The organism is Klebsiella sp. Shm-1 (assembly GCF_040804525.1).
GTDB classification, from domain to species: Bacteria; Pseudomonadota; Gammaproteobacteria; order Enterobacterales; family Enterobacteriaceae; genus Klebsiella; species Klebsiella pneumoniae.
In genome coordinates, this window is record NZ_CP161824.1 from 82,414 (window position 1) to 94,842 (window position 12,429).

9 protein-coding genes and 2 pseudogenes are annotated in these 12,429 nt (G+C 50.1%); 5 read left to right on the forward strand and 6 right to left on the reverse strand.

The genetic code is table 11. The features are described 5' to 3' along the window. Positions 1-276 precede the first annotated feature (276 nt). On the reverse strand, positions 277-1,650 hold the full coding sequence (locus AB1E37_RS25855) for a hypothetical protein (protein ID WP_048265005.1): 1,374 nt from the start codon (positions 1,648-1,650) through the stop codon (positions 277-279). Between the two features lie 278 nt (positions 1,651-1,928). Here AB1E37_RS25855 and ccdA point away from each other — a divergent pair, with 278 nt between their 5' ends. The 4 genes and pseudogenes from ccdA to AB1E37_RS25875 all read left to right on the forward strand — a co-directional run bounded on the left by ccdA (position 1,929) and on the right by AB1E37_RS25875 (position 4,613). Next, on the forward strand, positions 1,929-2,147 hold the full coding sequence (gene ccdA / locus AB1E37_RS25860; protein WP_015632547.1) for a type II toxin-antitoxin system antitoxin CcdA: 219 nt from the start codon (positions 1,929-1,931) through the stop codon (positions 2,145-2,147). Position 2,148: 1 nt separating this feature from the next. Then, positions 2,149-2,454, forward strand: a complete 306-nt coding sequence (gene ccdB / locus AB1E37_RS25865; protein ID WP_004197633.1) for a type II toxin-antitoxin system toxin CcdB — start codon at positions 2,149-2,151, stop codon at positions 2,452-2,454. Positions 2,455-2,640: 186 nt separating this feature from the next. Beyond that, positions 2,641-3,629, forward strand: a pseudogene (locus AB1E37_RS25870) (hypothetical protein). Between the two features lie 198 nt (positions 3,630-3,827). Beyond that, positions 3,828-4,613, forward strand: coding sequence for a site-specific integrase (locus tag AB1E37_RS25875; RefSeq protein ID WP_048291886.1), 786 nt, complete (start codon positions 3,828-3,830; stop codon positions 4,611-4,613). 321 nt (positions 4,614-4,934) lie between these two features. Here AB1E37_RS25875 and AB1E37_RS25880 read toward each other — a convergent pair whose 3' ends face one another. Next, positions 4,935-5,240 carry a hypothetical protein gene (locus tag AB1E37_RS25880; protein WP_126034233.1) on the reverse strand — a complete coding sequence of 102 codons (306 nt, stop codon included), beginning with the start codon at positions 5,238-5,240 and terminating at the stop codon, positions 4,935-4,937. A 148-nt stretch (positions 5,241-5,388) separates the two neighbouring features. After that, entirely contained in the window at positions 5,389-5,736 is a 348-nt protein-coding gene (locus tag AB1E37_RS25885) for a DUF1173 family protein (RefSeq protein ID WP_165451970.1), read from the reverse strand. A gap of 37 nt (positions 5,737-5,773) precedes the next feature. Between AB1E37_RS25885 and AB1E37_RS25890 the strand changes: the two genes are divergently transcribed. Then, a protein-coding gene (locus AB1E37_RS25890) for an IS3 family transposase (protein ID WP_088476848.1) occupies positions 5,774-6,921 on the forward strand; the annotation gives its coding sequence in 2 pieces (ribosomal slippage) (positions 5,774-6,011 and positions 6,011-6,921; 1,149 coding nt in all). A 17-nt stretch (positions 6,922-6,938) separates the two neighbouring features. Here the strand turns inward: AB1E37_RS25890 and AB1E37_RS25895 are convergent. From AB1E37_RS25895 to traF, 3 genes and pseudogenes are all read right to left on the reverse strand, one after another. Then, a pseudogene (locus AB1E37_RS25895) lies at positions 6,939-9,689 on the reverse strand (conjugal transfer protein TraG N-terminal domain-containing protein); the annotation flags it as partial. 1 nt (position 9,690) lies between these two features. After that, positions 9,691-11,100, reverse strand: a complete 1,410-nt coding sequence (locus AB1E37_RS25900) for a conjugal transfer protein TraH (protein ID WP_004026310.1) — start codon at positions 11,098-11,100, stop codon at positions 9,691-9,693. Next, positions 11,090-12,127, reverse strand: coding sequence for a conjugal transfer protein TraF (gene traF / locus AB1E37_RS25905; RefSeq protein WP_048291881.1), 1,038 nt, complete (start codon positions 12,125-12,127; stop codon positions 11,090-11,092). Before traF ends, AB1E37_RS25900 begins: the two co-directional genes overlap by 11 nt. Between the last annotated feature and the right edge of the window lie 302 nt (positions 12,128-12,429).

Below are 12,429 nucleotides of genomic sequence, written 5' to 3' on the forward strand. Positions count from 1 at the left end.
GCGCAATATTTTAAAGGGCATGCGTTTTTGCTGTTCAAAACGTTGCCGGCTACATCCAGGGCTCCAGCCCACAGATGAAGATAATCATTCACCTTTAAAGCGGCCGGGACGTCATAGGCATGATTACCCAGCCTCCATACCGCCCGTGCCCCTGACCTGGCCCCTACCGGTTGATACCCAGCAGCCATAGCAACGCCAGCTTTTGGCACAGAGCAGACGTTAATTACCGAAATGTACACCTGCCTGAAAGAGAGCTTCCCCCATCCTGCTGCGGCGCTATTTTTTTAGCCGCTGAATATCTGTGGTGCGCAGGAGAAACCAGGACGGATGATGGATAACCTCCTGATGATGACGGTGGGCACTCAGCGCGGCCTGCAGAAGACTGGCCGCTCCGGCGGCCAGATTGAGCAATGAAGGCGCCCCCATGTAACCCAGCACAGCCGGCACGGCGAGCAGGGCTGTGTCCTGTATACTCCGCCGCTTCCATGTGGCAAGTTTCTGCTGCAGATCATCCAGCCCTTCATCAGCAATTCGCTCCCGGAAACGCTGCTGCAGCAGGCTGATCTCCGCCGGTCCAGATGCCCGCTCCATTTCAACCGCACAGTCACGCAGCGTGCGTCTGAAGGCTGTTACGCTCGGCTCATAATCGGTGCGGATGCGGAAAATGTCGTGAAGCGACAAGTTCTGCAGAAACGGGAGTTGAACCTCAAGCATTCTGCGTGACAGTCTCCCGGATGCGTCGAGTTTCTGCAGGATTTTGCCCTGCAGCGGACAGCGGGTGACAAGTGAGGCGCCGGCCCGGGCTGACTGACTGATATCAGTCAGCAGCCCGTGATAATGAAAGTAGATACTCCGGTTCATGGCCCCGCGCACCCATCGGTCATACCCTTTACGGCTTTCGTGTTTACCGCGGGTGATCCTTGCCCTGAATCTGCCGTCTTCTTCCACTTCGACTGGCTGCAGCTCCTGGTACATATAGGCATTGGTAAAAGGGCTCTGACAGTCCCGCAGCTCCAGCATGATTTCGTCCGGCAGTGTTTTTTCTGACACGAAGCGGATATGCCCTTCATTGCTGACCCGTCTGACCCCCCGCACCTTCACGCTCCTCTCGTACAGCCGGACCACCTCTGCGGGCATCACGGCGTTAAGGAAATGCCGGTCGGGATTATCCTGCAGGAGCTGCATCTTACGCTCCTGCTCCTGCCGGACTGATTCACAGGGTGTGAAGGCAATAAAGCCGGCCTGGATCAGCAGAAAATTGTCCTTCACAAAACGCACGAACTGCGCCACGCCGGTCCTGATATCTGCCAGCCGATCGGTTGCATTGTAATGTATCAGCCGATCCATCGCTTCCGATGACTCAATGGTATCAAGGCGTAGCACCGCTTCCTCCAGTGTATCGGTCAGGATGATGCGTTCAGCCGACAGCAGGCCGGGGCGATAAAGAGCCAGTTGATCGTGACGGGCAATCCACAGGCTGAGCGGAGAGTCATGCAGGGGATGCCACTCCCCGCGCAGAACACTGACAGCCTGAAGGTAGCTCCTTAACGCACTTCCCAGTGCTTCTGCATCCAGTTCCGTATAGTCTGTAGCCAGAAGGTTGTCATCCCAAAGGATACTCTCACTCAGGGCCGGAAGGTTATTGTACATAAGCCTCTCCTCACAAATCTCCATACAGGCAGCGCAGGCCGTTAAGGGCGTCTGCCTTCGTTATACGTGAAAAGTCGGATCAGGACGGAACGGCCGTCCGGTAATTTAACAGCGTGGCTGTATGGCTGCTTGTTATCTCTAAGGTGATTATTTTGTATGTGAATTTCACGAAGTGAAATTAATGGCGACATAACAGTATGTTTCAGGCGGGCGTGAGTCAGCTGCATCTTTACGCTATACTGATATGCATATCATTAGTATGTATTCCGGAGTGCATTATGAAGCAGCGCATCACTGTCACCATAGACAGCGACAGTTATCAGTTACTGAAATCCGCAGACGTCAATATCTCCGCCCTGGTGAACAGGGCCATGCAGAATGAGGCCCGTCGTCTGCGTGCCGAACGCTGGCAGGCTGAAAATCAGGAAGGGATGGCCGAGGTTGCCCGCTTTATTGATATGAACGGTTCATTCGCCGACGAAAACAGGGACTGGTGAGATGCAGTTTAAGGTTTATGCCTATAAAAGAGAGAGCCGCTATCGTCTGTTCGTGGATGTGCAGAGTGACATCATCGATACCCCCGGGCGACGGATGGTGATCCCGCTGGCCAGCGCCCGGCTGCTGTCGGATAAAGTTTCCCGTGAACTCTATCCGGTGGTGCACATCGGGGACGACAGCTACCGCCTGATGACCACGGACATGGCCAGCGTCACGGCCTCCGTCACCGGGGAGGAAGTGGCCGATCTCAGCCACCGGGAAAATGACATCAAAAATGCGATAAACCTGATGTTCTGGGGAATTTGACAGCCTCCCCGCCCTGAAAGACATCGAGGATGTCAAAACGAAGCATTGCCGCAGAGCTTAACCCTCAGCATGAACTGCCCTCCGGAGCGGATGCCCTGCAGGCTTTCGCAGGGTCAGCTTAAACGAACGGTTCACACAAAAACCCTTAAGCCAGTTACATTTACGCAACGGGACAAAAAGGCCGGTATGGAAGCGAAAACTAAAACCTTCATAAAAACGTCTGTTGATGATAACGGCATGTGGCTACTGACCGTCCCGGCGGGGAGCGCGGGCAACGAAACAATGGTTGTGGCCGTCAGACGGGTGGAGGAATGTCGTTACGGGTCTGAGGACTCGCCAGGGGCACATGTGTCGATCACCTGTAGCCTGACGCTGTACGGTGACGGACAAAGTACACCGCAGACCATTGTCGCGAAGTTCGAGCACGGCCGTGTGGAACTGTTCAGTGTTGAATTTATGCTGAATGAATTTTTACCCCGTGGCCGGGGAGTGGGCAGCTGGATCATGCAGCAGATGGTGCTCTGGACCCGCTCCCTGCCGCCGGAAACGCTGGTCAGACAAATCCACATTTCGTCCGTGGATGCGAAAAACATTCACAATCTGATCCGCCGGAGCAGACTGTGGCGCGGGCTGGGTTTCCGGTTCCCGCCGGGGGAAACCAGCTCAATGCCACTGCGGGCAGACGAACTGCAGTTGCCACGGGGCAGGTGTTCAACGCTCCGGGTGGAGTCCCTGGTATCCGCGGTACGCCGGCTGGAAGACTGTTATCGCGGGCTGCAGAAAAAAATCGTGCAGATCGAAGGCAAAAAAGGTCGCAAAAACAGTTAATTACTTCACTTAGGAATCGTCCATTTTATCATCTGTGGCACAGGAAAGGGGGCCAGCTCCCGGATGAGAAATGTGATGCCCTGCCACTGCGGGCAGAAAAACTGTCTCTGCCGCAGAGCGGGGATTCTGACCTGGAGGTGGCGCAACGGGCTACCGGGGTTATCCGGCTGGCAACCCTGTGTAGTCAGTCGCAGGAAAAAATCGTTGAGCTCGAAAAGGATCTCGCCTCGCAAAGTGAATACCTCGTTTACCTGCAGACAAATCTCCTTTCTATCCTGTGGGAGAAAGTCGCCAACCAGGCCTTATTCTGGGGGGGCGTGGTGGCTTTTCTGGGCTTTATCTACTAGATGTTGTGGTCATGAATGTTCCCGTTCCATAGCAACCCACTGAAGAGGAGTGAAACCTGTGTCCGTAAATATCGTGTCTGTAATCACTGACGGGGTAGTTTTGTTTGTGACTTCGTCTGTTTTCTGGCTGGTTAGTCATCCTGGCTCCGGTAATATTACGAAGAAAATTCTCGGCAAAGAAAAAAGTTAACAGAAATTATGAATAACCTGGTTCCAGTTGGATCTCCGCCATCTCCCGGCACATTGCTCCCGGTGGCCATCGATTACCCTGCCGCCCTGGCCCTGCGCCAGATGGCGCTCGTGCAGGATGAACTCCCGAAATATCTGCTGGCGCCGGAAGTCAGCGCCCTGCTTCATTACGTGCCGGATCTTCACCGTAAGATGCTGCTGGCGACGCTGTGGAACACCGGCGCGCGCATTAATGAAGCGCTCGCGCTGACCCGGGGGGATTTTTCGCTGGCGCCGCCGTATCCGTTCGTGCAGCTTGCCACGCTGAAACAACGGGCCGAAAAAGCCGCCAGAACGGCCGGCCGAGCTCCCGCCGGTAGCCAGGCTCATCGCCTGGTTCCGCTTTCCGATCACCACTACGTCAGCCAGCTGCAGATGATGGTGGCTACCCTGAAAATTCCGCTGGAAAGACGAAACAAGCGCACCGGCAGAATGGAGAAGGCGCGTATCTGGGAGATCACAGACCGTACCGTCCGCACCTGGCTTAGCGAAGCGGTGGAGGCCGCAGCGGCCGACGGGGTGACGTTCTCAGTACCGGTGACCCCCCATACGTTCCGTCACTCCTACGCGATGCACATGCTGTATGCCGGCATACCACTGAAGGTTTTGCAGAGCCTGATGGGCCACAAATCGATTAGCTCGACGGAGGTCTATACGAAGGTGTTTGCGCTCGATGTCGCGGCGCGCCATCGTGTGCAGTTCCAGATGCCTGGCGATGAGGCGGTGGCGCTGCTTAAAGGACGGTGTTGTGATTAAAGCAGTGTATGGTTTTATCTGTAGATACGAAAGCAAGCATGGTAGATACGAAGTTCCGCTTCCGTTGGTAGCATCACGAAGTCTACTGTGATTTCCGGGACAAAATAATTGTAACGTCCAGTTGAGGGGAAAAGGAGAAAGCCAGGCGTAAAAAAGCCGCTTATGCAGCTTCATTCTGTTGTTGGTGCATTCAGCCCCAGCTCAGCGCGGTAATTTATTATGTTTGTACCAGAACAGTACAAATTGATCTCCCAACCCCGCTAAAACTACATGGACAGAATGACTCTACATCACTGCCAGCAACAGTGAGATCTGCGGGGATTAATTGCAATCAATGTGAAGGCTAATTTTTAACCAAGGAAGTGTGATCCACAGTTTTCCACTTTCCATTGTGCCATGTCGATATTCAACACCTTGCCGGTCCACAGCATATCCATGTTCAAGTAAAGGGCTGTTAAATTCTGCCTGACTGGTTCTGACACTGAAAGAATCCCCTCTGTCGATAACAAGTACGCTTTCTCTGGCCACTAGTTCGCCGTCACGGTATTGCTGCAGTTTGCAGAATTCAGCAGCTGACGAAGTACCTGTATAGGCCAGAAGTGCCGTTAAGAAGACTAACTTTCGCATGTAAACTGTCCCCATAAAAATCTGTTCACAAAGATTATGGACAGAAAGTTATGTCTGTCCATTCTTCATGTTGCACGGCATCGGGTAAACTTCAAGATTACGAAAAGCGAAGCGGTTGCAATATTGAAAGGGAATTACCAAGAAATTATTATTTAATAATATCATGATACAATGATTTCGTTTTCCTAGGCAAAAGCGATTCAATACTGTCTAGCGATGTTCGAGTTGCATCCCATGATGACCAACCAGTTGCGCCATAATTGGCGTTGTACCATCTTTCCTTTTCCATTCTATGCTCTTGATAATTAGGAGTATTCATTCCCCATATTTCTACAGGAAAGGGTAAATGGTTTTCTGTAGAAGCATCTGTAAGACAAAAATCCGCGAGATATTCATGAGTGGTTGAATCATAACGTAGGGGTTTATAAAACGAGCGCTCCAGCTCGTATAACTTTTGTTCAAACGCCCCTTGAATCGCCACGGGTTTAACAGACACCTCAGAGTCATTTAAGATGGCTTAAAGAGAGGTGCCCATGAGCGGTAAGCGTTATCCCGAAGAGTTTAAAATTGAAGCAGTCAAACAGGTTGTTGATCGCGGTTATTCTGTTGCCAGCGTTGCAACACGTCTCGATATCACCACCCACAGCCTTTACGCCTGGATAAAGAAGTACGGTCCGGATTCTTCCACTAATAAAGAACAGTCAGATGCTCAGGCCGAGATCCGCCGTCTCCAGAAAGAGCTGAAGCGGGTTACCGACGAACGGGACATATTAAAAAAAGCCGCGGCGTACTTCGCAAAGCTGTCCGACTGAGGTACGCCTTTATCCGTGACAACACCTGTTGCTGGCCTGTTCGCCTGCTCTGTCGGGTGCTGGATGTTCATCCCAGTGGTTTTTACGCCTGGCTTCAGCAGCCGCATTCACAACGCCATCAGGCAGACCTAAGACTGACAGGACAGATTAAACAGTTCTGGCTGGAATCGGGATGCGTCTATGGTTATCGCAAAATCCATCTGGATCTGCGGGACAGCGGGCAACAGTGCGGAGTGAACAGAGTCTGGCGACTGATGAAACGTGTCGGGATAAAGGCTCAGGTTGGATACCGGAGCCCGCGGGCACGTAAAGGCGAAGCCAGTATCGTGTCGCCCAACAGGCTCCAGCGACAGTTCAATCCGGATGCTCCGGATGAGCGTTGGGTAACGGACATAACCTACATCAGGACCCACGAAGGCTGGCTGTATCTTGCCGTGGTTGTTGATCTGTTCTCACGCAAAATTATCGGCTGGTCCATGCAATCCCGGATGACAAAGGACATTGTCCTGAACGCACTGCTGATGGCTGTATGGCGGCGTAATCCCCAAAAACAGGTGCTGGTTCATTCGGATCAGGGCAGTCAATACACAAGCCATGAGTGGCAGTCGTTCCTGAAATCACACGGCCTGGAGGGCAGCATGAGCCGTCGCGGTAACTGCCATGATAATGCGGTTGCAGAAAGCTTTTTCCAGTTGTTGAAACGCGAACGGATAAAGAAAAAGCTCTACGGAACGCGGGAAGAAGCCCGCAGCGATATTTTTGATTACATCGAAATGTTTTATAACAGTAAGCGTCGGCATGGTTCTAGCGATCAGATGTCACCGACAGAATATGAAAACCAGTATTATCAACGGCTCGGAAGTGTCTAGATTATCCGTGGCGATTCACCTTGTTGATTCGCAACATTACCAGAAACCTGTCCGGCAGTAGGGACTGCTGACGTGTCAGGTGCGATTTGCTGCTGCTCATGTCCGCTGGCATAGTTGCCACCAGAACCCAGTGCGACAAACTGATCCAGTTTTTCCGTCGCGGGCGCAATCATACCGGCATTGGCCCCCATGATGCTGACAGCATTTTTCAGCATCTGAGATGTTTTCTGGATATCGCCCAAATTATGTGCAACCGTCTCCCCCGCATCCATATGAGTAAGTTTCTCTGCTTCATTAAACATCATTTTAACAAAGGCATCATTACCGTTTCTCTGGTCTCCCAATGTGTTACTGCTGTTTAATGTATTTTTCATGGATTGCCATTGAGCAACCGCAGCTTCACGGTTTCCACCAATAGAGGCAAAGAAATCACCTACCGATTGCGCGGTCGCTGGTTTGCTCAGGGTGTCTGATAGTTTAGCCCCGTCAATATTAAGACTGTTACTGAGTGAGAGTTGAGAAGCCTGCCCACCTGTCTTACTGAATGCATTACTCTCTTTATTAGTGACAGCCTGGGCATGTTCCTGCATCCTTTGGGCCGTTTTTTGGTAACTGTCAGAATTAGAGAACCCATTCTGTATCACATTAGACTCAAGCTTTGCTATGTCTTTGGCAAATCCATCACCATTTTTCATCGCACTTAACAGATTGTCAGTTAAGCCTTTTTTTACCCTATCAGATAGTTGACTGTTATTTTGTATGCTAGCCGCTATGTTTCCAACCAAATTACCTACAGAGCCACTCCCACCTCCTCCTTTAGCTTTACCTCCTAGGCTAAAACCTAAGCTAGCCATACCACCAAGTACAGCTGCAGCTGCCATAGATTGGAGAGCTTCCGCGGATACTCCAACGTCTTTCCCGAGACTACCGGTCATTGCGGCCGCAACGTCAGTAACAGCCTTCATTCCACCCTGGTTTGTTGAGCCTGCTGTTTGCGTTCGACTGCCTTGCATTCCACTGGTCCAAGCTTCATTAAAAGCCTGCCTTGAGCTGAGCGTGGACAATCTGTCGGTCCCTATCGAGTGCTGCCCTGCTGCGTTAACGGTATCACTTAACGATGACCCCAACCCAAGCGTTGGCATCATCCTGGTCGGAGAATCCAGAAGCCCGCCAGATGATATACCTCCACCGGTTGCAGTGGCTGCTGTGTGTGTCTGGTCACCAAAGGACTGTTTACCCGCATTACCCGCCGACCACACTTCTGGTGTGACATGTCCAGTATTGGCAGGAGCATCCGGAGTCACATTTTTCAACGCCCCCATCATCGGGTGGATGCTGGTGGTCAACAGGAACAGCGTCAGCATCGGCACCATGCAATACAGCGCTGAAGCTACTGACAGGTAGCTGCCGTACGTCTCCTGAATACTCCCCATATTCGCCCAGTTCATAGTGGTCTGTACACCCAGCGATGACCATGTGTCAAACTGCTGATTCAATACCATTTTTACGTATGCGTTGACCATGACCGCCGTTATCGGCCACATGTTAACGAATACAATCAGCTGCAGATACTTTGCTGCTGAAGTTATACCTTCCCCCCCTAAAAACAGGATCGCAATCAGGGCAAAGGGGGCAACCATGTAGCTGAACATTTCCAGAAACGATATTGCAGCGCCTGAGATGTTCAGCCAGAGTTGCCCCTGACTGACCATGGCGTTGGTACGTTTCATGCTCGCTTCGAAAAGCTGGTAGTCAGCCGCTATACCCAACGACTTGCGATACTGCAACACACCTTTATCTATTTGGTTGAGGACAAATGCAGCAGTCGTGATATTGTGAGCCTGACCGGCACTTCCAAAAAGCGTGGTGGCTGCACCTCCGATAAAATCGGTTTGTTGGCCGCTATCCTCCTGCTGCGGTGCTACAAACTGATTCATCTGACCCAAATTACGCATAATTGACGCGCCCTGAGGCGAGTCGAATGCGGCTTTAACCGCCGCCCAGGCATCTGTACACGACGCATACTGCAAACCTGTCGATGTCACCATTGGGACGCTGGCTGTCTTCAGGCTGTTGGCCGTCATTGAATCCATCACGTTCATTACTGACGCAAGATCTGTGGCATAGATTTCATTCAACGCCACCCCTCTGAGTGGTGTATTGACCTCTGAGTCTTGGGTCGTTTTAATACAATAGCGTGCAATAGACTGGATGATTCTGCAGACATCAAAAGTAACAGGTTTTTCACTCCCGCTCATCGTATTTGGGAAAGCCTGACAGAATCCACTGGATTCCCCACCCCACTCCATGTATTTGACCATTTTGGTCATTGGGCCCAGCGTCAGGCTGTCATCGAGCGTGTCAGTGACCTGGCCCACCGGCGTAAGCGGGTCAAACGCTGCTCGCCAGTCCGTAATGAGCCCGTGCAGTAATCCGGTTGTCAGTTCACCGGTTGACGCGATAAATAACGGAACATCGTCTATGTTCCTGACCTCCCCCGTTTTAACCGATTCCAGTGTTACATCGGCTTTAATTACGGCAATGGAATAGAACAGCAACCCCATTATCCAGGAGAAGATCGGGACATCGTTTTTTGTGGGGGCAAGAACCCACCGCAGGGATTTATAAAAAAGTCCAATTGCTGCTGCATATGCAGCAAATCTGAGCCATTCATTGGATCCGTGAGTGGAAAAAATCAGCGCGATCCCGTTAAAAGCCGTATAAACAAAATCAATATCACCAATGGTATAAATAGTGTAATTACTCATATCAGCCACCATTCCCGCTATCGCCATAGGTCCGTTTTTTAACGTATGCCATATCCCAGTAAGCCAGGACCGTTTTTTCCTCAGTGTTCTGTATGGACTGAACCTCTGAAGCGCTGCGGATCTGGTTTCTGAAGGTTTGGTTTATTTTTTCTAGTTGGTCCTTAAACGATGCCATTGCCTCTGAAGGCAAAGTCATATTCGTCATTTTATTCTGCACACTACTCAGCAACTCTATTGTGAAGTTTTTGGCCGCGATCGTACTGATATCATTGATGTATTGAACCCCCTCAGCAGCTGACAAGGTCTGAAGAGTCGGAATGATGTTATTAACACCTAACATACTGATAAGTTTACGTTGGTCTTGCGTCAACTCAGTGTCATTCCTGACAGCCCGCTGAATTTCGAGTAAAGTTTCAATAATGGTTTCAGAAAGACCTTTAAATTGTATAGAGTCCTGACGCATTTCAAGACACTGTGCTTTCCTGTTACTGCGTAAATCAGGTGTTGGGTTACAAACATTTAATTTAACGTTGCCGGATCCTGTCCCCTTTATGAAATCAGCGGCTTTCATCGTAGGTGGGATCGGTGTTATCGCTGAATTTTCTCCATTACTATCCCAGCTGACGATAAGTGTTCCTGTAAGCGACATAATTTGTTCGGCCAGTTTGTAACCTGTTAATTCAGTCACGCCCCCCACATTCATATTGCCGTTATCAATGCTCATGAATCCCTGGTAAACAATATTCCCTGCATATTTCTCTTTAAAGGCATCAGGATCTTTTGCATAGTTCTTTTTGTTGACTTCACTGGCAGGCTGACTCATGGTGCTACCAAAATCCGGGAATATACCTGATACCATGGAGTCAACAGCGCCGCCGCCGAGCCCTATTTTCTCAGTAAACTCCTGAGGTGTACCCAGCCCGTTTTGCAAAAACTCATAGGTTGCGTTACAGCTGTCTTTGGCAAATTTGTTCAGTGCTGCGAGCTTGTCCTGAATGTTGGCAATGATCGCTGCGCAATCGGCACAGATTGCCGATACTGCCGTGTTAAAAGCATATACCGCTGACCCCTGCGCAATACCGCGTCCAATCTGCACAAGCTGATCACCATTGATCATGCTGAAACTGCCGAGGAAAATATCGATGCCGTTACACCCGACGCTGGCTTTCGGGAAACTGACATTGACGAGGTTGGTATTCACCTGAGGCTGGCGGTATGAGAAACTCCCCCCAACAGCTCCGACACGTGATGCCGTTCTTACGGAAGCGGGATCTGTTGAAGCCACCATACCTTTAAATATGCCCTCCATGACGTTGGCAGCATGGACCTGCTGCATGGAGAACACACCAAAGAACATGGCCGATAAAAGTAACTTTTTCATGAAAGTTACTTTTGGAAAATCAGTAGCCACTTAAGCCCCCTTCATTTTCTGAAATACCGGTTTTAACCCGATCGGTTGTTGGCATGTCGTACCCGCTAAGTTTTTCATCCATTATGTGCTGAAGCAGATAAGGATCCTGTTCATAGCGCTCTTTGTTCACGGTCAGAACATCTCTGTCGCCAATGGCATATTGTTTCTTAATATCGAGCGTGTTCTGGAATGTCGCTTCGTCGAGAAGGTTCATACCTCTGGCCGCAAGAATAATCGTATTTTTCAGTTCGTCAGCGGACACCAGACCGGTACTGACTCGTGTAGCCTGAGAACCATCATTGGACATGAGATAAATAGTGGGAACTTCTGTGATGGCGTATTGCTTGATCATCTCCATCGTTGCCCGTCCATAACGGGGAAATAAACCATTGTGAAGAGGTCGCCCGTCTATACTCACCGGCATAATGTCAATGTGATAATAGTTCTGCATGAAATTCAGTATCTGGCTTTGCTCGTGACAGTACGCACAGGTACTCTGGAAAAAGAAAAACAATCCACCTTTCTGAAAGATGGAGGTAAGTGCTTTTTGCTGATTTTCCTCAAGTCCTGCACGGTGTGCATTTAACGCGACAGTTTCGGTTGGCTGTCGTCGTTTTTCTGACATCATCGGGTTATTAAGGAAATAGTCGCGGGTCCGGTCAGAGAAACGGGTGGCAATATCCAGCATTAAACGTTGCGCAGTATAATAGCGGGACAGGTTTTCGTTGGTCGGGTTATCCATTGCCGCATAACGAAGATTCAGCAGATTTTCTTTTAGCCAGCGTGAATCGAGCTTAAGCTCTTCTTTTTTGTCCTGAGACGGCGACCCCGTTAATGGCTGTTGTGGTTGTTCTTCTTCATCTTTTACCGGTTCTTTATCGTTATACCAGAAGAAACCTTTTTTCAGGGATTGTCCCGAAACAAAAGGTGTGTTCTCAACTTTCTGCGTATCCGCCAGGCTCATAGTGGAAAGCACCAGCAACGAACTAATGGCGGCTTTCAGGATAAAAGTTTTGGTGTTCTGCATATGCTACCCCTCGATGGTTAGCATTATCATCCCATAAAAAAAAATCCGATTTCTTCTATAAGGAAGATGTTCTGTACGAAATCTGGATTTTTTCTTGAGGGGTGTTGGGATTCAATGTCGCCGGATCATGAATCATCGGGAAAGCCAGAAATGAGTAACTCCAGGTAACGGGTTTACCTGTAACATGACTATTCAGTAAAACCACCACGGTTATACGCTGAATGATTAAGCCTGTGAATTTACGGAATGTTAAACAATAAACGGGAGGATAGATTCCTGACACACGAACACGTTGACCTTCA

What these genes read in the sequence shown, in the direction of transcription:
- AB1E37_RS25855 (WP_048265005.1), bottom strand. Translation starts at nt 1,650, where the DNA reads ATGTACAATAACCTTCCGGCCCTGAGTGAGAGTATCCTTTGGGATGAC.
- ccdA (WP_015632547.1), top strand. Translation starts at nt 1,929, where the DNA reads ATGAAGCAGCGCATCACTGTCACCATAGACAGCGACAGTTATCAGTTA.
- ccdB (WP_004197633.1), top strand. Translation starts at nt 2,149, where the DNA reads ATGCAGTTTAAGGTTTATGCCTATAAAAGAGAGAGCCGCTATCGTCTG.
- AB1E37_RS25875 (WP_048291886.1), top strand. Translation starts at nt 3,828, where the DNA reads ATGAATAACCTGGTTCCAGTTGGATCTCCGCCATCTCCCGGCACATTG.
- AB1E37_RS25880 (WP_126034233.1), bottom strand. Translation starts at nt 5,240, where the DNA reads ATGCGAAAGTTAGTCTTCTTAACGGCACTTCTGGCCTATACAGGTACT.
- traF (WP_048291881.1), bottom strand. Translation starts at nt 12,127, where the DNA reads ATGCAGAACACCAAAACTTTTATCCTGAAAGCCGCCATTAGTTCGTTG.